Source organism: Alphaproteobacteria bacterium (assembly GCA_024244705.1).
GTDB lineage: Bacteria > Pseudomonadota > Alphaproteobacteria > JAAEOK01 > JAAEOK01 > JAAEOK01.
On record JAAEOK010000082.1, the window covers coordinates 17,014 to 42,878 of the forward strand.

22 protein-coding genes are annotated in these 25,865 nt (G+C 63.9%); 15 read left to right on the forward strand and 7 right to left on the reverse strand.

Translation table 11 applies throughout. The features are described from left to right. Nucleotides 1-46 precede the first annotated feature (46 nt). Complete coding sequence (locus GY791_15350; protein MCP4329802.1) at nt 47-991, reverse strand: Rieske 2Fe-2S domain-containing protein; 945 nt, start codon at nt 989-991, stop codon at nt 47-49. A 212-nt stretch (nt 992-1,203) separates the two neighbouring features. Between GY791_15350 and GY791_15355 the strand changes: the two genes are divergently transcribed. From GY791_15355 to GY791_15405, 11 genes are all read left to right on the forward strand, one after another. Continuing rightward, nucleotides 1,204-2,415: an ABC transporter substrate-binding protein gene (locus GY791_15355; GenBank protein ID MCP4329803.1), complete on the forward strand. Its 1,212-nt coding sequence runs from the start codon at nt 1,204-1,206 to the stop codon at nt 2,413-2,415. Between the two features lie 77 nt (nt 2,416-2,492). Next, nucleotides 2,493-4,346 carry an ABC transporter permease gene (locus tag GY791_15360; protein ID MCP4329804.1) on the forward strand — a complete coding sequence of 618 codons (1,854 nt, stop codon included), beginning with the start codon at nt 2,493-2,495 and terminating at the stop codon, nt 4,344-4,346. Further along, complete coding sequence (locus GY791_15365) at nt 4,343-5,119, forward strand: ABC transporter ATP-binding protein (protein ID MCP4329805.1); 777 nt, start codon at nt 4,343-4,345, stop codon at nt 5,117-5,119. The genes GY791_15360 and GY791_15365 overlap by 4 nt, the downstream gene beginning before the upstream one ends. Next, entirely contained in the window at nt 5,112-5,813 is a 702-nt protein-coding gene (locus GY791_15370; GenBank protein ID MCP4329806.1) for an ABC transporter ATP-binding protein, read from the forward strand. Before GY791_15365 ends, GY791_15370 begins: the two co-directional genes overlap by 8 nt. Before the next feature lie 170 nt (nt 5,814-5,983). After that, nucleotides 5,984-6,952, forward strand: coding sequence for a DMT family transporter (locus GY791_15375; protein MCP4329807.1), 969 nt, complete (start codon nt 5,984-5,986; stop codon nt 6,950-6,952). 96 nt (nt 6,953-7,048) lie between these two features. After that, nucleotides 7,049-8,350: an FAD-dependent oxidoreductase gene (locus tag GY791_15380; GenBank protein MCP4329808.1), complete on the forward strand. Its 1,302-nt coding sequence runs from the start codon at nt 7,049-7,051 to the stop codon at nt 8,348-8,350. 104 nt (nt 8,351-8,454) lie between these two features. Beyond that, a complete protein-coding gene (locus GY791_15385) occupies nt 8,455-9,198 on the forward strand; it encodes a flavodoxin family protein (protein MCP4329809.1) in 744 nt (247 codons plus the stop codon). A gap of 306 nt (nt 9,199-9,504) precedes the next feature. Further along, nucleotides 9,505-11,373, forward strand: a complete 1,869-nt coding sequence (locus GY791_15390) for a 2-oxoacid:acceptor oxidoreductase subunit alpha (GenBank protein MCP4329810.1) — start codon at nt 9,505-9,507, stop codon at nt 11,371-11,373. Nucleotide 11,374: 1 nt separating this feature from the next. Next, on the forward strand, nt 11,375-12,397 hold the full coding sequence (locus tag GY791_15395) for a 2-oxoacid:ferredoxin oxidoreductase subunit beta (GenBank protein ID MCP4329811.1): 1,023 nt from the start codon (nt 11,375-11,377) through the stop codon (nt 12,395-12,397). Nucleotides 12,398-12,444: 47 nt separating this feature from the next. After that, complete coding sequence (locus GY791_15400; GenBank protein MCP4329812.1) at nt 12,445-13,644, forward strand: amino acid ABC transporter substrate-binding protein; 1,200 nt, start codon at nt 12,445-12,447, stop codon at nt 13,642-13,644. Between the two features lie 281 nt (nt 13,645-13,925). After that, on the forward strand, nt 13,926-15,647 hold the full coding sequence (locus tag GY791_15405; GenBank protein ID MCP4329813.1) for an aldehyde ferredoxin oxidoreductase: 1,722 nt from the start codon (nt 13,926-13,928) through the stop codon (nt 15,645-15,647). A gap of 12 nt (nt 15,648-15,659) precedes the next feature. Here the strand turns inward: GY791_15405 and GY791_15410 are convergent, their stop codons facing one another. Next, nucleotides 15,660-16,976, reverse strand: a complete 1,317-nt coding sequence (locus tag GY791_15410; protein ID MCP4329814.1) for a tetratricopeptide repeat protein — start codon at nt 16,974-16,976, stop codon at nt 15,660-15,662. A gap of 31 nt (nt 16,977-17,007) precedes the next feature. Continuing rightward, nucleotides 17,008-18,195 carry an acyl-CoA dehydrogenase gene (locus GY791_15415; protein ID MCP4329815.1) on the reverse strand — a complete coding sequence of 396 codons (1,188 nt, stop codon included), beginning with the start codon at nt 18,193-18,195 and terminating at the stop codon, nt 17,008-17,010. Nucleotides 18,196-18,443: 248 nt separating this feature from the next. Here GY791_15415 and GY791_15420 point away from each other — a divergent pair, with 248 nt between their 5' ends. After that, entirely contained in the window at nt 18,444-19,625 is a 1,182-nt protein-coding gene (locus tag GY791_15420) for a sel1 repeat family protein (GenBank protein MCP4329816.1), read from the forward strand. A gap of 28 nt (nt 19,626-19,653) precedes the next feature. Next, the gene (locus tag GY791_15425; protein MCP4329817.1) at nt 19,654-20,949 is read left to right on the forward strand and encodes a hypothetical protein; all 1,296 of its coding nucleotides are present in this window, start codon (nt 19,654-19,656) and stop codon (nt 20,947-20,949) included. 156 nt (nt 20,950-21,105) lie between these two features. Here GY791_15425 and GY791_15430 read toward each other — a convergent pair whose 3' ends face one another. Next, nucleotides 21,106-21,903, reverse strand: coding sequence for a sulfate adenylyltransferase subunit 2 (locus GY791_15430; GenBank protein MCP4329818.1), 798 nt, complete (start codon nt 21,901-21,903; stop codon nt 21,106-21,108). A 385-nt stretch (nt 21,904-22,288) separates the two neighbouring features. On the opposite strand from GY791_15430, the gene GY791_15435 reads away from it, so the two are divergent. Both GY791_15435 and GY791_15440 read left to right on the forward strand, forming a co-directional pair. After that, nucleotides 22,289-23,338, forward strand: coding sequence for a heme A synthase (locus tag GY791_15435; GenBank protein MCP4329819.1), 1,050 nt, complete (start codon nt 22,289-22,291; stop codon nt 23,336-23,338). 68 nt (nt 23,339-23,406) lie between these two features. Beyond that, nucleotides 23,407-23,709: a hypothetical protein gene (locus tag GY791_15440; GenBank protein ID MCP4329820.1), complete on the forward strand. Its 303-nt coding sequence runs from the start codon at nt 23,407-23,409 to the stop codon at nt 23,707-23,709. A gap of 33 nt (nt 23,710-23,742) precedes the next feature. On the opposite strand, the gene GY791_15445 is transcribed toward GY791_15440, so the two are convergent. From GY791_15445 to GY791_15455, 3 genes are read right to left on the reverse strand one after another with little or no spacing between them, the layout of a single operon-like run. After that, the gene (locus GY791_15445; GenBank protein MCP4329821.1) at nt 23,743-24,531 is read right to left on the reverse strand and encodes an iron chelate uptake ABC transporter family permease subunit; all 789 of its coding nucleotides are present in this window, start codon (nt 24,529-24,531) and stop codon (nt 23,743-23,745) included. Continuing rightward, nucleotides 24,524-25,327 (reverse strand): zinc ABC transporter ATP-binding protein ZnuC, encoded by an 804-nt coding sequence (znuC, locus tag GY791_15450; GenBank protein ID MCP4329822.1) that lies wholly within the window; start codon nt 25,325-25,327, stop codon nt 24,524-24,526. The genes GY791_15445 and znuC overlap by 8 nt, the downstream gene beginning before the upstream one ends. Beyond that, a complete protein-coding gene (locus GY791_15455; protein MCP4329823.1) occupies nt 25,305-25,835 on the reverse strand; it encodes a transcriptional repressor in 531 nt (176 codons plus the stop codon). The genes znuC and GY791_15455 overlap by 23 nt, the downstream gene beginning before the upstream one ends. Between the last annotated feature and the right edge of the window lie 30 nt (nt 25,836-25,865).

The window sequence follows — 25,865 nt, forward strand, 5'->3', positions numbered from 1 at the left end:
GCAGAGGCCCGATACGCCATGCTGGCGCCGTTCTCGAACATGCGCCCTAATATTCGAGCTTCGGATCGACGCGGTTCAAGAGCGGCTTGCCGGCGACGAAGCGCTCGATGTTCTTGAACACGAGGTCGAGCGTCATGCCGAGCATCGTCGACGGATTGAGGCAGACGAAATTGGTTCCCTCCGCGGCATGCCCTTCGAGCGACTTGATATGCGGCAATTCGTGGGCGCGGTCCTCTTCGAGCAACGCCCGGGTCGTCCGGTCGTGGCGTTCTCGCATATTGAACCAATTGCCCTTGGCCGGCTCGTTCCAGTGTTCGATCTTCTTGGCGCTGATCGAGGCCTTGTGGACCATGGGGATGTGATAATCCTCCATCGCGTTCTCGATGTGGATCTTCCAGTTGCAGTCGACCTCATGGATCTTGCGCCGGGTGCAGACCAGGTTTTCGCAACCGTAGGACGCCATGGTCTCCGGAAAATCGCCGAGATAGTCGAGCAGCGGCCCGGCGTCGTGGTCGAAGTTGACGAAGATGAAGCCGCCCCAGGTTTCGAGGCGCAATTCGATGAGCCCGTTGTCCTCGAGCCGGAAGTCTTCGGTTTGGTCCATGCCGCCGGCCCCCTTGAGCCGCCCGTCGAGGTCGTAGGACCAGCCGTGATAGGGGCAGACGAACGAACGGCAATTGCCCTCGCCGCTCATCACCATCGCGCCGCGGTGCCGGCACGTATTGGCAAGCGCACGCACCCGGCCATCCTTGCCGCGCACGATTATGATCGGCACGCCGACAAAGGTCACCGTGAAGAAGTCGCCTGGTTCCGGAATACGGTCGACTCGGCCGAAGAAATTCCACACCTTCATGAACAGGTTTTTAATTTCGGCACGATGATAATCCTCCGACGTGTAACACCACGCCGGCAGCGTTTCCGCCTCGGTGACCGGCAGCCGCGATTTGGCATAGGTCGCGGGGTCGAACATGATCTCCGGGGATACTTGCATCCTGTCATCCTCCCTGCACCTCTGTCGCTGGGCCGTCCCGACGCGACGCCACTCCGGTCGACGGGTGGGCCCGCGGGCGGTCCTTCGCCGCTATTGTTATCGACGTTAATTGATTAATCAATCAATGTTGGGTTTTCGCCCATGCGCCGGTGGTGCTATCATCCGCCGGGCACAGAAAATGCCGAGCCATCACAGGCAGGGAGGACTGAGGAATGCGCAAGTTTACAGCAATGGTCGGGGCGGTCGCGCTGGTTGCGGCAGTGGGTGCTCTTGGCGCCAAGAGCCAGGCCGCCGATCCGATCAAGATCGGCGAAATCAACAGCTACACCGCCCTCGCCGATTTCACGCAGCCCTACAAGAAGGGCTGGGAAATGGCGGTCGAGGAGATCAATGCGAGCGGCGGCGTACTCGGCCGTCCGCTGGAGGTGATCGCCCGCGATGACGGCGGCAAGCCCGGCAACGCGGTCAAGATCGCCGAGGAATTGGTGACCAAGGAGGGGGTCGACATACTGGTTGGGACCTTCTTTTCCCACATCGGCGTCGCCGTCACCAACTATTCGAAACAGAAGGAGAAATTGTTCCTCGCGACCGAGCCGATGAGCGATGACATCGTGTGGAAGCAGGGTCATCGCTATACCTTCCGGCTACGGCCGAGCACCTATATCCAGTCGGCGATGCTGGCCGAAGAGGCGGCGAAGCTGCCGGCCAAGCGCTGGGCAATCGTGGCGCCGAACTACAAGTTCGGCCAGGACGCGGTTGCCGCCTTCAAGAAGGTCATGATGGAGAAGCGGCCGGACGTCGAATTCGTCGAGGAACAATGGCCGGCGCTGTTCAAGATCGATCCCGGCGCCACCGTTCAGGCCTTGGCCCAGGCCAAGCCCGACGGTATCTATAGCGCGCTGTTCAGCCGCGACCTGGCGGCCTTCGTCCGCGAAGCCGAACTGCGCGGCCTGTTGACCGACGACCTCACCGTCGTCGGGCTGTTGACCGGTGAGCCGGAATATATCGACCCGATGGGCGAAGAAGCGCCCAAGAACTGGATCGTCACCGGCTATCCCTGGTATGCGATCACCGATCCCGAGCACAAGAAATTCATCGAAGATTATCAGGCCAAGTACAATGAGACGCCGCGGATGGGGAGCCTCGTCGGCTATGTCTCGATGTATGCGGTCAAGGCGGCGATCGAAGCCGCCGGCGTTGTCGAACAGGAGGCGGTTATCGACGCCATGGAAGGTCTGACCTTCGATTCGATCGTCGGGCCGATCACCTTCCGGGCCAACGACCACCAGTCGACGATGGGCACCTGGGTCGGCCGCACCGCGGTCAAGGACGGACGGCCGATGATGGTCGACTGGAGCTACGAGAGCGGGCCGGCCTACTTCCCCAGCGACGACGAAATCGCGGAGATGAGGGGCTCGAACTAGCGCACTCCGACTGGCGGCGTGGCGCCCACCGATAGCGCCACGCCGTTTTTCCTGCACGGCTTTGCATTGGGGGACCGGTGAGCTTTTACCTTGTCCAGTTCCTGACCGGTCTGGCGAGCGCCTCTTCCTTGTTCCTGGTCGCCTCGGGGCTGTCGATCATTTTCGGCGTCACACGGGTGGTGAATTTCGCCCACGGCTCGTTCTACATGCTGGGCGCCTTCATCGCCTATTCGCTGGTCACTACCCTGCCCTCCGGACCGCTCGGGTTTTGGGGCGGCGTGATCGTGTCGGCCCTGATCGTCGGCGTCGTCGGCGTCGTCATGGAAGTGACGATTCTGCGCCGAATCTATCAGTCGCCGGAGCTTTTCCAGCTGGTCGCCACCTTCGGTGTCGTGCTGCTGGTCAAGGATGTCGCGCTCTTCATTTGGGGACCCGAGGACAAGCTCGGCCCGCGGGCGCCGGGCTTCGATGGCGCGGTCGACATCTTCGGCACCAAGTTGCCCGAATACGACCTCGTCATGATCGTCCTCGGCTTCGTCGTCCTCGGCGCCCTGTGGCTCCTCTTCCACCGCACCCGCTGGGGCGCCCTGGTCCGCGCCGCCACCGAGGACCGGGAGATGCTGGGAGCGCTCGGCATCAACCAGGTCATGCTGTTCACCGCCGTCTTCTTCCTCGGCTCGGTGCTCGCCGGCCTTGGCGGCGCATTGCAACTGCCGCGATCATCGGTCAGCCACCACATGGATTTGGCGATCATCGCGACCGTTTTCGTCGTCGTCGTGGTCGGTGGCATGGGAAGCATCCTCGGTGCCTTTCTCGCCGCCGTCATCATCAGCGAGCTCAACGCCTTCGGCATCCTGGTCTTTCCCAAGATCACCCTGGTTCTGATGTTCCTCGTCATGGTCGCGGTGCTCGTCATCCGGCCCTGGGGCCTGCTCGGCAAACCGGAGAGCGAGGCCGGCGGCGAACAATACGATGACGAGACGCTGGGCCGGCTGCCGGGCCGGCTGACGCGGTGGTTGCTGGCCGGCGTTTTCGTTCTGTTGCTGGCGCTGCCGGCCATCGTGCAGCCCTTCTACCTGGTGCTGATGACGGAGGTCTTCATCTTCGCGCTGTTCGCCGCCAGCCTTCACTTCATCATGGGCAATGGCGGCATGGTCTCGTTCGGCCACGCCGCCTATTTCGGGCTCGGCGCCTATGGCGCGGCGGTGTTCCTGATCTACGGCTCGACGCCGATGGAGCTGGCGGTCTTCCTCGCGCCCGCGGTCGCCGGCCTGGGCGCGCTTATCTTCGGCTGGTTCTGCGTCCGCCTGTCCGGGGTCTATATGGCGATGCTCAGCCTCGCCTTCGCCCAGATCGTGTGGTCGATCATCTTTCAATCGAGCGAGATCACCGGCGGCGAAGACGGCATGGTCGGGGTGTGGCCGGCGGGTTGGGCGAGCGGTCGCATGACTTTCTATTATTTGACCCTGATCATCTCTACCGGCGGCGTGTTGGCGCTGTGGCGGATGCTGTTCTCGCCCTTCGGCTACTCGGTCCGCGCCGGCCGCGATTCGCCGCTCCGAGTGGAATCGATCGGCATCAACTTCCGCGGCCAGAAATGGCTCGCCTTCGTCATCGCCGGTGTTTTCGCCGGCCTGGCGGGCGGACTCTATGCGTTTTCCAAAGGGATCGTCGACCCGACCACGGTCGATATTCCGCGCTCGATCGACGCCCTCATGATGGTCCTGATCGGCGGCGTGCAGACCCTCATCGGACCCCTGGTCGGCGCCCTCACATTTGTCGTCCTGGAGGACCGGCTGGCGACGTTCGAGTTCTGGCGTGCCATATTCGGCATCATCATCATCGCCATCTGCGTCGCCATGCCCAAGGGCATCGTCGGTTCGACCGGCGCCTTGTTCGCCCGGCTGACAGGACGCGAGCGGGCGCCATGACCGAGCTCGCTGTCAGCGACCTGCACAAATCCTTCGGCGGCGTCAAGGCGCTCAACGGCATCGGGTTCACCCTCGGTGCCGGCGAACTCCTGGCCATGATCGGCCCCAACGGCGCCGGCAAGACGACATGCTTCAACTGCGTCAACGGCCAACTCCATCCCGACACCGGTTCGGTCCGCTTCGACGAACACGAGCTCGTCGGCCTGGCGCCGCGCGAGATCTGGCGCCTCGGGATCGGCCGCACCTTTCAGATCACCGCTACTTTCGGCTCGATGACGGTGGCCGAAAACGTGCAAGTGGCATTGCTGTCCCACCACCGGCGGATTCGTGCCTTGTGGCCGCTGGCGACACGGATGTACCGCGACGAGGCATTGGCCCTTCTCGACGCGGTCGGCATGGCGGACCAGGCCGCTCGGCAGTGCGGCGTGTTGGCCTATGGCGACCTCAAGCGGGTCGAGTTGGCGGTGGCATTGGCCCACGATCCGCGGTTGCTGCTGATGGACGAACCGACCGCCGGTATGGCGCCGAAGGAGCGCATCGCATTGATGCAGCTGACCGCGCAAATCGTCAATCAGCGCGACATCAGCGTGCTGTTCACCGAACACGACATGGACGTCGTGTTCGCCAATGCCGATCGGATCATCGTCCTCAACCGCGGCGAGGTGATCGCCGAGGGCACGCCCGAGGCGGTGCGCGAGAATCCGATGGTGCAGGAGATCTATCTCGGCGCCGGCAGCATGTTCGGCGCCGCCGCGGAATTCGGCAATGCTTAGCGTCGCTGGAATCGACACCTTCTACGGCCGCGCCCAGATATTGGTCGATGTTTCCCTGGACGTCGCCGCCGGCGAGGTCGTCGCGCTGCTCGGCCGCAATGGCGCCGGCAAGACGACGACGCTCAAGAGCATCATGGGATTGGTTAGGCCCGCGCGCGGCGAGATCCATTTCGACGGCACGCGAATAAGCGGCCGGCGGTCGTTCGAGATCAGCCGGCTCGGCCTCGGTTACGTGCCCGAGGAACGGCGCATTTTCACCGACCTCACGGTCGACGAAAACCTCGAAGTGGCGCGCCAGCCGCCGCGCGCCGACGCGCCGGCCTGGACCGTCGAGCAGCTCTTCGACCTGTTCCCCAACCTCGCCGAAATGCGTGGGCGGTCGGCGCGGGCGATGTCCGGCGGCGAACAGCAGATGCTGACCATCGCGCGCACGCTGATGGGAAACCCGCGGGCGATCCTGCTCGACGAGCCGTCGGAAGGGCTGGCGCCGGTGATCATCGAGCAAATGGCGAGCACGGTGCGCGAGCTCAAATCGGAGGGCATGACCGTGCTGCTGTCCGAACAGAACCTGCATTTCGCCGGCCTCGTCGCCGATCGCGCGGTGATCATCGAATCGGGCCACATTCGCTATCAGGGCACGATGGCGGAGCTCGCCGCCGACGAAGAGGTGCGCGCGGCCTATCTCATGGTGTGACCGCGCGAACTCGAACCGTCCGCGGTCACCATTTTACCATAAGCCGCGACTGGAGCGCATAGGTGACACCCTCACCGCGCCATTGACCGCGGTCGCGATATCCGATTGAAGAGAGGCATGGGCGGCGTCCGCGCATGGACCATCCGCCACCGGAGAGGTGCCGACGCGATATGACCGTCGCCGTCCAATCGAAGGCCCCGGTCCAGGGTATATTGTGCGTTCTCGTGGCGACCATCGTTTTGTCGCTGCAGGATTCGATCATCAAGTTTCTGAGCCCCAGCTTTCCACTGCACGAAATCGTCTTGTGGCGGGCAACCATCGCCATCGGCCTGACCGTCGTCTTCGCCTATTTCGAAGGCGGCATCCATGTGCTCAAGACGCGACGCCTGGGCCTGCATCTGCTGCGCGGGTTCTTGCTGGTTATCGCCAACCTGACCTTTTTTCTTGGCCTGGCGGCGATACCACTGGCCGAAGCGGTGGCGATATTCTTCGTCGCCCCCCTGTTCATCACCGCGTTGTCGGTTCCGATCCTCGGCGAGCATGTCGGCATCAAGCGATGGCTGGCCGTCGTCACGGGCTTGGTCGGTGTCATCATCATCGTGCGCCCCGCCGATGACGTGTTCGAATTCGCCACCCTGCTGCCGGTGGCCGCCGCCCTTGCCTACGCCGCGATGCAGATGACAACACGCCGCCTCGGTGTCACCGATCGCGCCTCGACCTTGTCCTTCTACATTCAGATCTGCTTCTTCACCGCGAGCATCGCCATCGGCCTCGTCGTCGGCGACGGCCGCTACGCGAGCGGCGGGCACGCAAGCGTCGAATTCCTGTTGCGCGCCTGGTCATGGCCCGACACCGGCCACTTCCTGTTGCTGTCGCTGAACGGCCTCTTGATCGCCATCGGCGCCTACATGCTGTCTCAGGCCTACCGGATCGCCGAGGCCAACGTCATCGCGCCGTTCGAGTACGTGGCGCTGCCGATGGCAATATTCTGGGGGTTCATGATCTGGGGCGACCTGCCCGACGGCTGGGCGTTCGTCGGCATCTCCCTGATCATCGGCAGTGGATTGTTCGTTTTCTACCGCGAAGCCCGCAAGGGGCGAACGATCGCCGCCGCCAGGCCGGGCAGCAGAATTCGATAGCAGGCGGGCGCCGGATCACGGCCGTCGCCTTGTCGGAACCGGTCGGCTCGTTTATTAGAGGGATCGCAGTCGTCATTTGTGAAAGCCACCGGGACCATGACCCTGAGAGTCGCCATCGTTGGATCGGGGCCGAGCGGATTTTACGCCGCCGACGCTCTGGTGCGCGGCCGCGACGACATCGAGGTCGATATCATCGAACGGCTGCCGACGCCCTATGGCCTGATCCGCGGCGGGGTCGCGCCCGACCATCAGACGACCAAAAACGTGTCGCGCAATTTCGAGAAGACGGCGATGCGCGACAACGTGCGCTATTACGGCAATGTTTGCGTTGGCGACGATTTGGGCCTGGACGAACTGCGTGTCATCTACGATGCCGTCATCCTCGCCGTCGGTGCTCCCCACGACAATTTGCTGACCATCCCCGGCAGCGATTTGCCCGGGGTCATCGGATCGGCGGCTTTCGTCGGCTGGTACAACGGCCATCCCGACTTCACCGATCTCGACCCGCCTCTCGATCATCAGGCGGTCGCCGTCATCGGCAACGGCAATGTGGCGATCGACGTGGCGCGCGTGCTGACCAAGCCGAACGACGTCCTGGCCACGACCGATATCGCCCACCACGCCATCGCCGCGATTGCCGAGGCGCCGATCACGGATGTCTATATGATCGGGCGCCGCGGGCCCGTCGAAGCCAAGTTCACCAACGTCGAGCTTCGCGAAATGGGCGATCTGCCGGGCTGCATTCCGGTCGTCGATGCCGACCACCTGCCGGATTCGATCGACGTCGAGATGTCCGACCGCGATTTGCGGCTGAAGGCCAAGAACCTGGAAACCCTGCGCGGTTTCACCGAGTTGCATGACCGCGAACACGAGCGGCGGGTCCATTTCATGTTCTACGCGGCGCCGGTGGCGGTGCTCGGCGACGACCGGGTCACCGGCCTGAGGCTCGAACGGACCAAGGTCGTCGATGGCCGCGCCATGGGTACCGGCGAGTTCTTCGATATCGAATGCGGCCTCGTCGTACCGGCGATCGGCTACCGGTCGATGGCGATCGAAGGCGTCGAATTCAATCACGAGCGCGGCCTGATCGACAGCGACGACGGCCGCGTCGAACGTGGGCTCTATGTCGTCGGATGGGTCAAGCGGGGGCCGACCGGTGTCATCGCGACCAACCGGCCGGACGGCAAGATCGCAGCCGATCTCATTTTCGAAGATTTCGCCGACGGCGACCGGCCGGGCCATGCCGCGCTCGAAGACCTGCTGCGGGGGCGTGGGGTCAAGTGGGTGACCTTCGAGGCGTGGAAGACGATCGAGGCGGCGGAGGTCGCCGCCGCGACCAGCGGCGCACCGCGGCGCAAATTCACGACGATCGAGGACATGCTGTCGGCGCTCGATTAGGACACGGCGACGGCCCGCGCCCGCCGGCCATCTTCGAGCCAGGTGGGTGAAGGCCGGCCGTAATTCCCGGAACCGAATTGAATCGACGAAAGGCAGGGCCGATCATGCTCAATGAACAGCAGGAGAAATGGTGCGCCGAAAGCAAATGGGACTTTTCGGACCTCAAGGCGTTGTTCCTCAACTGCACGCTCAAGAAGTCGCCCGAAATGTCGCATACCGACGGCCTGGTGCGCATGTCGAAGGCCATCATGGAGAAAAACGGCGTGCAGGTCGACGAGTTGCGCCCGGTCGACCACGACATCGCCTATGGTGTCTACGGCGACATGACGGAGCATGGTTGGGACAAGGACGACTGGCCGCGGATTTACGAAAAAGTCAAAGCCGCTCATATCCTTGTCATTACCTCGCCAATTTGGCTGGGCGAGAAATCCTCGGTCTGCACCAAGGTGATCGAACGCCTCTATTCGACCTCGAGCGACCTCAACGACCGCGGCCAGTACGCCTATTACGGCCGGGTTGGCGGCTGCCTCATCACCGGCAACGAAGACGGCGCCAAACACTGCGCTATGAACATTCTCTACTCGCTGCAGCATCTGGGCTACGTCATCCCGCCGCAGGCGGATGCTGCCTGGCTCGGCGAGGCCGGTCCCGGCCCGTCCTATCTCGACCCGGATTCCGGCGGGCCGGAGAACGAGTTCACCAACCGCAACACCACGTTCATGACCTGGAACCTGCTGCACATGGCCCGGATGATCACCGACGCCGGGGGCATTCCGGCCCACGGCAACCAGCGCTCGGCTTGGGAGGCGGGCTGCCGTTTTGACAACCCCAACCCGCTTTACCGCTGATGGCCGAGAGGTGCGCGTCGTTGGCCCGGGGTTGACCCGCACCCGGCGTCGCCATATGACTGGGTTGCTTCTTCGAAGGTATGCACTGCTGACAGGCGCATGGAGATTCCGGTAAACCGAGAACGGCGACGGCGCTGACGTCTCATATGCCTGAGATCGTCGGCGCCGGATCGAGATAATCCTTGATCCGGGATTCATGCGGTATTAAGTCGATTCTGTTACACAGCGAGTCGCATCCCATCGAGTCGCACACCGCGTGATGAATGGTCGCGGGCGAAGGGACCCGCGGGACGAGGGTTGGAACCGATGAACGTTGCCCCGGCGGTACCGCGGCCGCAGGCACCCCGCGAGGAACTCGAAAGCGTAACCGTCCGCTTTGCCGGCGATTCCGGCGACGGCATGCAGCTGACCGGCTCGCAATTTACCTTGGCGACGGCGCTCGCCGGCAACGACCTGGCGACATTCCCCGACTTCCCGGCCGAGATCCGTGCGCCCGCCGGGACGACCTATGGCGTTTCGGCATTCCAGGTCAATTTCGGCGCCCGCGAGATTCGCACCTCGGGCGATGCGCCAGACGTCCTGGTGGCGATGAACCCGGCGGCGCTGAAGGTCAATCTCGACGACATGTGCACCGGCGGGCTGATCTTCGTCGACACCGGCGCGTTTACCAAGCGCAACCTGCAGAAGGCGACCTTCGACGACAACCCGCTCGAGGATTCAAGCCTCGCCAAATTCCGCATCATGCCGATCGACATGTCGGCCCAGACCTTGGGCGCGGTCAAACCCTATGGCCTCAGTAATAAGGAGGCGTTGCGCTGCAAGAACATGTGGGCGTTGGGGCTGGTCTATTGGCTCTATGACCGCGATATACGGCCGAGCGCCGATTGGCTGAGACAGAAATTTGCCGCGCGGCCCGAGCTCGCCGACGCCAACATTGCGGCGATGAAAGCGGGACACGCCTTCGGTGAGACCGCGGAGATGCCGGGCGAGATAAGTGCCTATACGGTACCCCCGGCGAAGATCGAGCCGGGGGAATACCGGGCGGTGACCGGCACCGAGGCGCTGGCCTGGGGCCTGGTCGTCGGTGCCCATCTCGCCGACCTCAAGCTGGTCTTCTGTTCCTATCCGATCACCCCCGCTTCGGCGGTGCTGCACACCCTGGCCAATCTGCGCCAGCATGGGGTGGTGACGTTCCAAGCCGAGGACGAGATCGCCGCCGTTGGCGCGGCGATCGGCGCCTCCTTCGCCGGCTCCATCGGCGTGACGTCGAGCTCCGGCCCGGGGATCGCGCTCAAGGGCGAGGCCATCGGGCTGGCGATCGCCACCGAACTGCCATTAGTCGTGATCAATTCCCAGCGCGCCGGCCCGTCGACCGGCATGCCGACCAAGACCGAGCAATCGGACCTCTATCAGGCGGTCTACGGCCGCAACGGCGACAGCCCGATGTCGGTCATGGCGGCGCGGTCGCCGGGCGATTGCTTCGAAGTCGCCGTCGAGGCGGTCCGCCTGTCGACCAAGCACATGACGCCGGTGATGCTGCTGAGCGACGGCTATATCGCCAATGCCGCGGAGCCGTGGCGCATTCCCGATGTTACCGGTTTGCGACGCTTCGACCGCATGTTCCACAAGGAAATCGAGGGATTTCATCCTTTCATCCGTCATCCGGAAACGCTGGCTAGGCCGTGGGCGCCCCCCGGCGTGCCCGGCCTCGAACATCGCATCGGCGGGCTCGAGCGCGACTATGACAGCGGTGACGTATCCTACGATCCGGCCAACCACCAGCGCATGACCGACGTGCGCGCGGCCAAGGTCGAGCTGATCGGCCGTGACATCCCACCCCAAAACGTCGAGCTCGGCTCGGACAGCGGCCGGCTGGCGATCGTCGGCTGGGGATCGACCTTCGGGTCGATCAACCGCGCGGTCGAAAACCTGATCGATGCCGGCCTCGAAGTCGCCCACATCCATTTGCGCCACATCTGGCCGTTGCCGCCGAACCTGCACACCCTGCTCGACAGCTACGACAAGGTCCTGGTACCGGAAATGAATTCGGGCCAGCTACGCACCGTGCTGCGCGCGGAATACCTGGTTCCGGCGCACGGGCTCAACAAGGTGACGGGGCAACCCTTCCGCATTTCCGAAATCGAAGAGGCGGCGCGCCGCCTGCTGGAGGACTGAGATGAGCGCGCCCAAGCTGCCCGAGACGCTGACGGCGAAGGATTACGCCTCCGACCAGGACGTCCGCTGGTGCCCCGGTTGCGGCGATTACGCGATCCTGAAAGGCGTGCTGAAGACTTTGGCCGACCTGCAGGTGCCGCGCGAGAAGACCGTATTCATCTCGGGCATCGGCTGCGCCGCGCGCTTCCCCTACTACGTCTCGACCTATGGCTTCCACACCATTCATGGCCGCGCGCCGACCATCGCGACCGGCGCCAAGCTGGCCAATCCCGAGCTCGATATCTGGGTGGTCAGCGGAGACGGCGACGCGCTGTCGATCGGCGGCAATCACATGCTGCACATCCTGCGGCGCAATCCGAACATGCAGATCCTGCTGTTCAACAATCAGATCTATGGCCTGACGAAGGGCCAATATTCGCCGACCTCGAAAGTCGGCACGCGGTCGCCGTCGACGCCCCGCGGGTCGGTCGACAGCCCGGTATCGGCGGCGCAGTTCGCGCTCGGTGCCAACGCGCGCTTCGTCGCCCGCGCCATCGATACCGACCAGAAGCACTTGCCGGAGACCCTCAAGCGTGCCCACACCCATGACGGTGCCTCGTTCGTCGAGATCTTCCAGAACTGCATCGTCTACAACGACGGCGTGTTTTCGGCCTTTACCGAGCGCGCCCATGCGGCCGACACCCAGATCCATGTCGAGCACGGCAAGCCGCTGATATTCGGCGCCGACCGCGACAAGGGCCTGCGCCTGGTCCCCGGCACGCTCGATGTCGAGGTGGTCACGATCGGCGACAACGGCTTCACCGAAAAGGATGTCATGTTCCACGACGAGACCAACCACTGGCTGGCAGCGTTGCTGGCGGCGATGGAACCGCCCAACTTCCCGGTCGCCGTCGGTGTGCTGTATTGCGACCCGGCGACCCCCTACGAGGCCAATTTCCCCCAGAACACGCCGCTCGGCGGATCGGTGACCAGCAATGACGACCTCAACGGGATGCTGCGATCCGGCCATACCTGGACGGTATAAGCCTCGGCGTTCCAATCCGCGGCGCCGAACGCCGACCTGAATTCACCGTGATCGTCCGCCTTTTTTTCGTCGCCGCCTTCGCGATTTGTTCGGTGACGTCGCTGGCGGCCGAGGACGCACCCCTCATCGTCGGCGCCGTGTTGTCCGAGACCGGCAAGTTTTCGACCAACGGCAAACATGCCGGCATTGGCTACGATTTGGCGGTCCAGCGGATCAACGCCCTGGGCGGCGTCCGTGTCGGAGATCGCACCCACCGCCTGGAGATCGCTTATTACGACGACGAATCGACGCCGGTTCGCGGTGCCGCCCTGGCCGAGCGGCTGATCAAACAGGACGGCGTCAAATTCATGCTCGGCCCGTACAGCTCGGCCCTGACCCAGGCGATCGCTCCGATCACCGAGGCCTATAGCATACCGATGGTGGAGGGAAACGGCTCCGCCCGTTCTCTGTTCACGCAGGGCTACAGGTACCTATTCGCGGTCCTTTCGACATCGGAGGAATACTTTTCGAGCGCGATCGATCTGCTCGCCGATTTGGCCGAAAGCGGCGGGCGGGCGCCGTCGTCGGTGCGCATCGCGCTCGCCACGGAGAACGACCCGGCGTCCCAGGATGTGCGTGCCGGCGTCCTTACCGATGCCGCCCGCTACGGCATGGAAATCGTCATCGACGACAAGCTGCCGCCGGACGTCAACGACATGACCGCGATCCTGACCAAGGTCAAGGCGCTGCGGCCCGATGCCCTTCTGGTTTCCGGGCATTCGCGCGGCGCGACGATCGCCGTCCGCCAGGTCGCCGAGATGCGGGTCGCCGTACCGGCCCTGATCGTGACCCATTGCGACGCCGCCGACATCATCGGCAAGTTCGGCGGCGACGCGGAGGACGTGATTTGTCCCGCGCAGTGGGACCGCAGCCTGCCCTACTCCGGCCGCTGGTTCGGCGGTGCCGAGGACTACGCCGTTGCGTTCGAGCGCGCGTTCGGTTACGCCCCGCCTTATCAGGCCGCGGAATCCTCGGCAGCCGTGCTGACCCTGGTCGACGCGATCGAACGCGCCGGATCCTTGGACGGCGGCGCCGTCCGGGACGCGCTGGCGGCGACCGATCTCGCCACCTTCTTCGGCCGCATCCGTTTCGACGCCAGCGGCAAGAATATCGCCAAACCGATGGTCTTGTACCAGGTCCAGGACGGCGTGTTCCGGGTCGTCGCGCCGGCGGAGTGGGCGTCGGCCAAGCCTGTCTTTCCGCGCTAAGGGCGTGGCCCGCGAACGCTCTTTCATTTCGGTATCGCCCATGGCGCCGCCATCGATCGGGAATACGCCGATCAACCGGCGCCAAACGCTCCAATCCCGCTTGACCGAACCGGTGATTGTCATAGTTGTAAGGAAACAACAGCCGTCCGATAGTATGGGTCCGTGCATGAGGGTGGCGTGATCGGCCCGAATGGGCGATATAGCGGCATCATGCGACTATGCATTTGGGCCGGCGAAGGGCCGGACCTTTCGGAACAACGCGTTTTCAGGGTGAAATCGATATGCGCAGATACCTTCACATCAAGCTCGACGATCGGTCCGTCGAAACACAGGAATTGGAGGGCGAGGACGTCATCCGCGTCGGTCGCCATTTTATCGCCAAGACCCTGCTCGAACGCGGCGCGGCGACCGTCGATCCGTTGTCCCCGGAAAACCCGCTGATCTTTTCAGCCGGGCCGTTTGCCGGCACCAACTTTTCCAATGCCAACCGGCTCAGCGTCGGCTGCAAGAGCCCGCTCACCGGCGGCATCAAGGAGGCCAATGCCGGCGGCACCTTCGCCTTCGCCCTCGGCCAGCTCGAGATCTCCGGCTTCACGCTCTACGGCGCCGCCGACGATTGGGTCGTCATCCACATCCCCAAGGACGGCGACATCACATACGAAAACGCCGCCCCCTACATGGGCAAAGGCGCCTTCGAGACGGCGAAGTTATTGTTCGATAAATACGGCGACAAGGTCAGCCTCGGCATTTGCGGCCCGGTCGGCGAGTACCTCGGCTTGGTCGCCGGTATCTCGTTCACCGACCCCGAAGGGCGTCCGACACGGCTCGCCGCCCGCGGCGGTGTCGGCGCGGTGATGGGCAGCAAGAAGGTCAAGGCGATCGTCGTCGACCGCGACAAGATGCCGACCTTCAACGACCGCAAGAAGGTGATGGGCGCGGTCCGCGAATACGGCAAGCGGCTGGGCGAAGAACCGGCGATCCAGACCTTCAGCGATTATGGCACCGCGATGATGGCCGATTTCACCAACAAGATCGGCGGCCTGCCGACCCGCAACTTCAGCGCCGGCCAGGTGGTCGATGCCACGGAGAAGACCTTCGAGCTCGGCGGCGACCATATTCGCGAGCGCAACCTGGCGCGCGGCGGCGAGCCGACCCATGCCTGCATGCCGGGCTGCATGATCAAATGCAGCAACATCTACGCCGACGAGAACGGCGAGGAGATGTGCTCGCCGGTCGAATACGAGACCCTCGGCCTGCTCGGCAGCAATTGCGGGCTCGACGATCCCGACGATGTCGCACTGCTCAACAATATCGCCAACGATCTCGGCATCGACACCATCGAGCTCGGCGCCACGTTGGGTGTGCTGATGGAGGCCGGCGAGGGCGCCTTCGGCGATCGCGCCTTCATGGCGGCGGCCCTCGACGACATTCGCCACGGCACCGAACGCGGCCGCATCCTGGCCCAGGGCACCGCCCGGGTTGGCGAGCATTACAACGTGGCGCGCGTCCCGGTGATCAAGAAGCAGGGCATCAGCGCCTACGACCCGCGGGTTATCGAGGTCACCGGTATTTCGATGATGGTGACGGCGCAGGGCGCCGACCACACGACCGGCAACCTGCCCCACTTCCGCAGCGCCGACAAGACAACGGAGGAACTGGTCGAGGTCAGCTACGAGACCCAGGTCGCCTGCGCGGTCGCCGATTCCTTGGGCCTGTGCCTGTTCGGCCGCTCGGTCACGGCGAAGAGCGGCGAGCTCATCGTCAACGCCCTCAACGACGCCCACGGCACCGCCTACGACACGTCGTTCCTAGAGGACCTCGGCCGCGAGGCGCTGCGCATGGAATGGGAGTTCAACAAGCAGGCCGGGTTCACCGAAGATGATGATGAACTGCCGGAGTTCTTCTTCACCGAGGCGCTCGATCCGGCGGGCAAGGTCGCCCGCCATCACAGCGCCGACATCAACCGCCACCTGCGGCCGCTGGCCGAGTCCGGCGGCGCCTAGTCCGGTGGCTTTCTAGGCCAGCGCGGCCAACCGATCGTGAGCCCAGCGGCTGCGCGGGCGTAGTACGGCGCGTTCGGCGAGCAGGCTGCGGGCTAGTTCCGTGCGCCCGTCGCGGATCGCGGCATCGATCAGGATCTGCTGGAAGACGTCCTGCTGCGCGTGGCTGCCGCCGAGCGGCGCCATCTCGTGCCTCATGGGCAGCAACCGATCCACCGCCTTGCCGCACGCTCCCTCACCATAGGCGAGCAAGCCTTCGGCGAGCGGCACGGTAAGCGATGCCGTCACCCCGGCGGCGTCGGCACCGCCGGCGGCGGCGAAACGCTTCAGGGAATCGAGATAGGTCCGGGCTGAGGCGATCCGTCCGGCCCCGGTGAAGGCGAGCATGAAATGGGCGTCGGTGAAGGGCAGGACGTGGTCGTCCTTGCGCTGCTCGGCGATGTCGGCCAGTGCCTCCCAGCGGCCGCCGATATCGACGCCGAGCAGCTCCAGCCGCATCAGCATTGAGGCGGCATTCTGGACATCGAGATAGAAGCCGGTCTCATCGACCCTGACCTCGCGGTCATAGATATCGAGCACGCGGTCGAAATCGCCGAGTTCGAGGGAGAACAGGGCGGCATGCCACCACAGATGATCCTTGAACGGGTTGCGGTCGTCCCAGGTGCCGAACGGCTGATCGAGCCACTGCGTGCCCTCCTCGTGGCGGCACTGCATTTCGAGGACATGGGCCACCGCGTGCACCGCCCACAGATCCTCGCGGTTCAGCTCCACCGCGTGGCGGCCGTAGCGTTCGGCCTCGGCGTAGTCGCCGCACTCCTCGAGGCCGAAGGCCAGCATGCCGAGAACGAAACCATAGCCCGGCATCGCCGGGTCGAGCCGTCCGGCGGCGGCCGCCGGCAGATCGCGTAGGGCGGCACGACGGCCCTGCCAGAAACTCATGAAATGGTGCAGGCGGAGGGCCAACAGGTCGCCCGGCGCCTCGATCAGGATCTCCTCCCACAGCCGACAGGCGTCGCCGACGCGGCCCGCCGCCCAATGCTCGAGTGCCGCCACGTGCCCGGCCTCGCGGGCCGTCGCATCGCCGGCGAGCGCCTTCGCCGCGGCGACCACGCCGGCGACCTTGTCGGCGATCTCGACGGTGCCGAGCTGCATCAGCATATAGCCGCGAAAGCACAGGCCCATGAGGAACTGCGGGTCCGCCCCCAACGCCGCCTTGACGTGCGCCTGGGCGGCGAGGCGGTATTCGAGATAGGCCATCAGCGCGGTGTCGTAGGCGGCGACCGCCGCGGGCGCGCGGGTGGTGACTATCAATCCAAGGGCGTCGGTCTGCATGGGCGGGCTCCCGGGTCGATTTCGATTGCGCTCAGCGCCCGGCATCGCCGCCGCGGGTTTGCGGCAGCTTGCGTCCGAGGAGTCCGCCGGCCACGACCGTGCGCAGGATTTGCGCCGTACCGCCGCCGATGGTGAACATGCGGGCATCGCGGACCATGCGTTCGAGCGGCAGATCGCGGCCATAGCCGGCCGCGCCGAACATCTGCAACGCGTCGTTGGTCACCTTCTGCGCCATTTCGGAGGCGAAGATCTTGGCCTGGGCCGCCTGTACCATGTCCGGAAACCCGTCGCCGGCGCCGGCCGCCGCCTTGCAGATCATCAGCCGGGCCGCCGCGAGCTCGGTCGCCATGTCGGCGAGCATCCACTGCAGGCCCTGGAATTCGGCGATCGGACGCCCGAACTGGTGCCGCGTCTTGACCCGCTCCAGCGCCAGCTCGTAGGCGCCCTGGGCGAGGCCGAGCGCGACCGTGGCGGCACCGACACGCTGCCCGTTATAAGCACTCATCAAATTGGCGAAGCCGCGCGCGAAGCCGTCGGGCGGCACCAGCACCATGTCCTCGGGCACCGCGAGGTCCTCGAAGACGATCTCGGTCTCGGGAATGCCGCGGAGCCCCATGGCGTAGGACCGTTGGCCGACCCGCAGGCCTTCGGCCTCGCCGCGGACGGCGAGAAAACCGGCGATTCCCAGCTCGTCGCCGTGCTCATCGTAAACCCGGGCGAAGATCACATGGAGCCGCGACACGCCGCCGCCGGTGATCCAGTGCTTCTTGCCGTTGAGGACATAACCGCCGCCGCGCCGGTCGGCGCGCGTCGTCATTTCGTTGGCCGCGCTGCCGGCCTCCGGCTCGGTGATACAGATGGCGGGCTTGTCGCCGGCGAGGACGAGTTCGGCGGCGAGACGCTTCTGCTTCTCGCTACCGTATTTCATGATGGCGCCGATGCCGCCCATATTGCCCTCGACCACGATCCGCGCGGTGACGCCGCAGACCTTGGCCATTTCCTCGATCACCACGACGGTGTCGAGATAGGACCGCCCTTGGCCGCCGTATTCGACCGGGATGGTCATGCCCATGAAACCGGCCGCGGTCAGTTTCTCGACATTGTCCCAGGGGTAGGATTCGCTGCGGTCAACCTCGGCCGCGCGCGCGCGAATTGCCGATTCGGCGAGGTCGCGGGCGGCCTGCTGCAGGTTCCGTTGGTCGTCGGTCAGCTCGAACATGGGCGCACTCCCAACCGCTCTCCGGGCGATCGCGAAACCTGCAGGATGGGGTGACGGCGCGGGCGAGGCAAGCCTTCGCGAAAGGCCCTACATGTACCCTTCGACGCGGAGCCGTAGCGCTCCGTGAACGGAGTATGTGCGGATGTGCACACCATACCGGTTGACTTTCGTTGCCGTCCGTCAATAGCGTCGGTTGTACTAATCGAAAGTTTTCCAATCGGGGCCGTGAGTTCAGCGCGCAAAATGCATTGGCCAATCTGAAAAAACACGGACGCACACAGTCCTTGGACAACTGGACTGCAATTGCGGTCTTGCCAGGTCGCTGGTTAGGCATGGTTCTCCTGAACAAGTTTGTGCTGATATTCGCATTCCTGCTCCTGGGAATTTCTGTGCCGTCGTTATCGCGCGGGTCGGCCGCCTCCTTCGATGAAGCTGTGGACAGGCTCGAAGCAGGGGAGTTCGAACTCGCTCAATCTCTTTTGTCAGCATCCGTCATGGACGGCGACACCCGAGCGGCGGCTCTGTTGGGCTATCTACTGGCAGAGGGGACAATTCTGGACGGCGAATATGAGAAAGGGATCCGTCTGCTGGAATTGGCCGCCGAGGACGGTGAACCATCAGCCCTTTACTGGCTAGGGAGCACCTTGCTGTCTGTCCAAGAGGGGCAATCCGATTTACCCACGTTAGCGAAGATTGAAAATCCGCGTGACGTTGGTCTCCAATATCTGCACCTGGCGGCAGATGCCGGCCATCCAGACGCGATGTATCTGTTGGGTGAAACCTACTTGGCAACGTCCGACCCTGGGGATAGCAACGAAATCGCAAGACACTGGCTTGAGAAGGCTGCGGCAAACGGACGCATTCTGGCCAGTTCACGCATCGCCATCATTCCTGCCTTACAGGGCCAGCGTCTGACAACCGAGCAAATCGGCAAGATGGTGGAGATTGCCCCCGACGGTGACGCGGTGCTTCATACGGCTCTTGCGTCTGCATACCTGAACCGAGCCAAGGACGACCACGACACCGAGCAGGGCCTAATGTGGCTCAACGTCGCCATCATGGGCACACCCCAGGCGGCCCTGACGCCACTGGCTCAACTGCTTGCGCAATACCAGTTGGGAGCCCACGCCGCCTCAAATCCAATGGCGGAATTGCTGGCGCAAAATAAACCGATCGACGCTCGCATCCTCGCCAACGCAAGACGCGACGCCGAGGCGTGGCTTTTGAGCGCGGCGGGACGGGGAGATTCTCTTCTATCATCTGCGTCGGCCTGGTGCCAGCGGGAAAGGCCCGGCTCGGTCGAGTGTATTGGCCAATCGATAGTAAGACACCGAATGTGCCAAGTCCCGTATTTCCCAGGCTATTTTCAGGACTACTACTTGTCCTCTGCATACGACAAATGTCGCAGATCACTCGAAGCCAAAGACTGATTCAATCAAACGGAAGGAGCCACTAGGTATGGTATTAATTGCACAAACTCATCCTCCGAAAACAATGATTGAGAGTATGGCAGGTCTTGTGACGGAATTGCTCGGAGAATTAAACAACCCTGTAATTGGTGTTGAGCAGTTTGTGGAAATTTTTCACGTCGAACGTGCAAATAGAGCCACAGAAACATTAGCAAGTGTCGGCGTACCTGGGGAACGAATTCAAGCTCTCGACCTATTTACCTTAGGCATCATAGACGAGGTTATTGCTAAGACGAACACGCCCGGTGCGCCTATCGGCAGGGATGCAACTGTCACGATGGTTCACGCCCGTCGGTTCGGAGAAATCATGAAGCTAGAATTCGATACGTTGATCAGTGCCGGGTTAGACAACGACACAGCACTTCGGCTGGCCTATGACAAGGCCTACGCCCAATACGATCCCGCCGAAATGGAAACCGGGATCATTATTACGGGTGGGATGGACGACGACGATCCCAACGCAATTAGGCTTAGTCCGGCCGATTTTTGCTTCGCGGCCGGGACGTCGATCAAGCTCGCGGACGGATCGGAAAAGCCGATCGAACGGATTAGGGTCGGCGACATGGTCATGGCCTTCGATCCTGAGCACGACAACGGTCGTGGCGGCTTGGTGCCGAAGCGCGTGACCCGCACCTATGTCAATCATAACCAAAGGGTCATCGACTTCCACGGCACGCTGGTCACCCCCGGCCATGTTTATCTGACGGACGGCGGAATCTTCAAACCGCTCATGGACATCATCCGCGAGGACGGCGTCGTCATCCGCGACGATGGCTGCCGCATTCGTGCGGCGACTAACTGCGAGGTCGGCAGCGAAGGGGACCAATTTGTGCAGATCGCCTACATAACTGAATGGGGGCGGCGAGACTGGAAAGCCACCCGCGCCCGTGCCGGAACGCTCCGGTTGAAACCCGATGGGACGGCGACCTCGTTCATCGACTATATCGAGCGCCACCGATACACGCTCCTGCCGAATGGCTTGATCGTTCGCGACGGGGAACAACCGCATCCCTTACCCTATTGCGGGCCGGCACCAAGACCGGAGGACTACGTGCTTCAAAAGAGCGGGCTGACCTTGGCCGATCTCTATGACGACGGCGGCGACGGCAGGACGGTGCCGCCGCGACCTTCGGTAATCGCTGGCGGCGGACTATCGAACCTGTCCGACTGGTCCGATGTGATAAGCGTGTCCGGCGGCGACAGGTCAAATGCCCAGGACGAAGCCGATGGCCGAGTGCAGGTCGAAGCCGTACAACACCAAAGAGCAGGCGAGGTTGTTCACTGACTTTCGGTGCCGGGTCAATCGAATTCGATCGTCGCGGATCGCACCGCGTCCAAGTTCAGGAGACACAAGAGATGTTTGTCAAGGCGAGCTCAGTAGCGCCGCCAGGGAGTCAGCATGGGGTGACGGCGCGGGCGAGGCAAGCCTTCGCGAAAGGCCCTACATGTACCCTTCGACGCGGAGCCGTTCGAAGGCGTCCTCGCTCTCATGGTCCATGGCGCGGCCGGAACGCTCGGCGACCTTGGTGTCGCGAAGTTCGTCGATGATCTCCTCGATCGACGTCGCCGTGCTGGCGACCGGCGCGGTGATGTCCTCGTCGCCGAGCGAGCGATAGCGCTTGCCGTCGGTGGCGAAGTAGAGGCCGATCGTCGGGATGCCCTCGCGCAAGGTGTAACGCCAGATATCGATCTCGGTCCAGTGCAGCAGGGGATGGATGCGGACGTGGGTGCCGGGCGGAAAATCGGTCTTGAACTGATCCCAGAACTCGGGCGGCTGGTCGCGAAAGTCCCACTGGCCGTGATCGCCGCGCGGACTGAACACCCGTTCCTTGGCGCGGGTCGCTTCCTCGTCGCGGCGGATGCCGGCGATGACCCCGGTGAAGCCGCCGTCCTCGATGACCTTCTTGAGCCCCGCCGTCTTGCGCGCCGCCGACCGCGCCGCCGGGGGCAGCGACTGGTCCATGTCCTCGATCGGCGGACATTGGCCCTGGATGAGCATCAGCTCCCATTCCTCCACGTAACGGTCGCGGAATTCGTACATCTCCTTGAACTTCTTTCCGGTATCGACGTGGATCACGGGGAATGGGACATGGCCGAAGAAGGCCTTCTTGGCGAGCCACACCATGACGTTCGAATCCTTGCCCAGCGACCACAACATGCCGATCTTGTCGAGGCGGTTGTAGGCTTCGCGCAGGATGAAGATGCTTTGGCTCTCGAGGGCATCGAGATCTTGGGCCATGATCGCTTCCGTGGTCTGGTGTCGCTTCCCGGGGGATCGGGCGCGCACGTTAATCAGCCCGTGCCGGGTCGTCAACGGCGCTGCGGCACAATACCAAGGCTCGATGATAGGAACCCACCTCACCGCGGGGATTTTGTCCGCTCACTAGAGCCTTGTCGGATCATATGGGATCAATTCTGTTGCGGATTGGGCGGCCATCCGCGGCATTGCCGCCCTCGCCCGATGCGTCGGCATCGCGCTTCGCACCGCGCCTGCCCGGATGACCCGATTTGCGCCCATGAGATGAGTCCCTATCATCGAGTCTTGGTATAAGGGCGCAACCCGGTTGCCGTCGCGATGGCGCTCGACTACCAATCGTCGATATTGCCTACTGGAAACGCCGCCCATGTCCGTGCAATTCGTCCCACCGCCGCCCCGCTACCGGGCGATCGCAATCTGGCTCTTGCTGTGCTGCGCGATGATTTTCGCCATGGTCGTCATCGGCGGCATCACCCGGTTGACCGAGTCGGGGCTGTCGATGGTCGAATGGCGGCCGCTGATCGGCTGGCTGCCGCCGTTGACCGAGGCGGCATGGCACGAGGTGTTCGTCAAATACCAGGCCTCGCCGCAGTTCGAGAAGGTCAATGCCGGGATGTCGCTGGACGACTTCCAGACCATCTTCTGGTGGGAGTACATCCACCGTCTGTGGGGGCGGCTGATCGGCGTCGTCTTTTTGCTGCCGTTCCTGTGGTTTCTGGTCCGCGGCTATCTCGACCGCGCGCTCGCACCCAAGCTCGTCATCATGTTCGTCCTCGGCGGTTTGCAGGGCCTGCTCGGCTGGTACATGGTCAAGAGCGGCCTCGTCGACCGGCCCGAGGTCAGCCAATACCGCCTCGCCGCCCATCTCGGCCTGGCGGTGGTCATCTACGGCTACATGCTGTGGGTCGCCCTCGGCCTGTTGACGCGGCCGGCGACCAGTTTCGGCCCCTCGCATCGCACCGCCGCCGTGCTGCCGTTTCTGGTCTTCGTGACCCTGGTCTCCGGCGGCTTCGTCGCCGGGCTCGACGCGGGTCTCGCCTACAACACCTTCCCGCTGATGGGTGACGCGGTGGTGCCGGAAGCGTACTTCGCCATGGAGCCCGCCATCGTCAATGTTTTCGAGAACATCGCCGCCGTGCAATTCAATCACCGGCTGTTGGCGATCGTGACCCTGGCCGCGACCCTGGCCTATGTTTGCTTCGCGGGGATCTACGGGATCGAGGGGCGGGCGCGCGCTCTCGCCGCGGCCATTGCAATATTCGCCTGCATCCAGGTCGGGCTCGGTATCGCGACGCTGCTGTTGTTCGTTCCGCTGCCCTTGGCCGTCGCCCATCAGGCGGGCGCGCTGGTATTGTTTACCTTGGCCGTGTGGCTCGTCGTCGAATTGCGTCACGGTCAACCGAAATCGGCGTTTTAGAGCGCAACCAATTGGCCACATTGGGGCCATGATTGAAGCTTACCCTGAGGCGAATGAGGAGAACCGCCATGCGCAAAATCGCCCCTGCTCTCTTCGCCTCGAGCCTGCTCCTCTCCACTTCCGCCTGGGCCCAATCGTCCGAGCCGCGCGGCCTCGACGATTATCTCGACCCCGAAACGCGGGAACAGGCCGAACAGATGATGCGCGAGAGCGTCGAGCGCATGCTCGACGCCATGCAGCTGTTCCTCGAGGCCGTCCCGCAATACGACCCACCGGAGATGACGCCCGAAGGCGATATCATCATCCGACGGCGCAACCCGCGCCCGGCGCCGATCATCGAATACGACGAGACCGAAGAATCGACGACCTAGATCGTTCTTGAGATCGGTCGAAGCGGCTCCTCTCTAGTGTCGGGCCGCCGGCGCCAGCAAGGACAGCGCGAACAACGTTGTCGCCGCGACCACGATCGTCGGCCCCGTCGGCGTATCCCATTGGGCTGATCCGGCGAGGCCGAGGACCGAGGCCAGGGCGCCGATGCCGCCGGCGAGCAATGCCATCTGTTCGGGCGTGCGGGCGAAGCGCCGCGCCGTCGCGGCCGGAATAATCAGCAGCGAGGTGATCAGCAAGACGCCCACGATCTTGACCGCGGCGGCGATGACGGTGGCGATCAAGAACATCAACGCAAGGCGAACCGCATCGACGGGAACGCCGTCGACCCGGGCCAGATCCTCGTCGACCGAAAGCGCCAGCAACCAGCGCCACAGGAATGCCAGGGCGGCGATGACGATCGCGCCGCCGCCATAGATCCAAACCAGGTCTCTTCCGTCGACGGCTAGAATATCGCCGAACAGATAGGACAGAAGATCGATACGAACGGTCTCGAACGAGGCGATGACGATAATGCCGATCGCCAGCGCGCTGTGGGCCAGGATGCCGAGCAGCGTATCGCTGGCCAAGGTACGCTGGCGTTGCAGGGCGACCAGAAAAATCGCGAACAGGGTGCAGGCGATAACGATGCCGACATTGAGATCGATGCCGAGGATCAGCCCGAGCGCGACGCCAAGCAGCGCCGAATGCGACAACGCGTCGCCGAAATAGGCCATACGCCGCCACACAATGAAGCAGCCGACGGCGCCGGCAACCAGCGACACGCCGACCGCCGCGGCGAGTGCGCGGAGCAGAAAATCATCCATGGTCGTGGTGGGCCGCGTCGGACGGCGGCGCGCGGCGCTGGCCGACGATGTTGCCGGCGGCGTCGTGATCGTGATCGTGGTCGTGGACGTAGATCGCCACCTGGCGCGCGGCCTCGGGCCCGAACAGTTCGATATAGGCGGGGTCTTGGGCGACCGCATCGGGATGGCCGGTGCAGCAGACATGGCGGTTGAGGCAGACGACCCGGTCGGTCGAAGCCATGACCAGATGGAGATCGTGCGAAACCAGCAGGACACCGCAGCCGCGCCGGTCGCGAAGTTCCGCGATCAAACGGTAGAGGTTCGTTTGGCCACCGATGTCGACGCCCTGGACCGGCTCGTCGAGAACGAGCAGGTCGGGGTCGCGCATTAGCGCCCGTGCCAGTAAGACGCGCTGGAACTCGCCGCCGGAAATGCTTTGGATCGGTGCATCGACGACACCGGCGGCTCCGGTTTCGGCGAGCGCGGCCTCGATCCGGGCCCGACCCGTCGGCCCGGCAAGGGCGAGAAAGCGGCTGACCGACAAGGGCAATACCGGATCGATATGAAGCCTCTGTGGGGCGTAGCCGATCCGCAAGCCGGAGCGGCGATCGATCCGCCCGGTTACCGGCCGCAGCAAACCCAGGAGGGTTCGTACGAGCACCGTCTTGCCGGCACCATTGGGGCCGATAACGGTAACGATCTCGCCCGCGCGGACGGCGACCGAGACCTGAGTGATGACCGTGCGCCCGGCGATGCGGACATCGATCGCCTCCGCACGCACCAAGAAGTCGGGGTCAGTGGGTGGCGGAATCGTCATCGGCGGACGCCGGCCGGTCGCCGCATTGCGGGCACAGGCCGAGCACTTCGACGGTCGAACGCTCGACGCTGAATCCGGCGCCACCGGCGCTCCGCCGTATCGCGCCATCGACCTTGGGATCGTGAAGCTCGGCGGACGCGCCACAGCCATGACAGATGAGGAACTGCCCGCGATGGGGCTGGCCCGGCGCCGGACAGCCGACGAAGGCGTTCAACGACTCGATGCGGTGGACGAGGCCCTGGGCAAGCAGGAAATCGAGGGCACGATAAACCGTCGGCGGGGCCGCGCTCCGGCCGCTTTCACCGAGCGCGGCCAGCAACTCATAGGCACCGACCGGTCGGTGCTCGGCCCACACAAGCTCGAGGATTCGTTGGCGGGTTCCGGTCAACCTGGCGCCGCGCCGCCGGCACAGATCGGCCGCCGACGCCAGCGCCGCTTCGACGCACCTGCGGTGATCGTGTCCCGGTCTGGCGAAACGCGCCACCGGCGGCGATTCGGGAATGCTCATCGGTTTGCCCCGGAGCAGCGGAAGGTGACA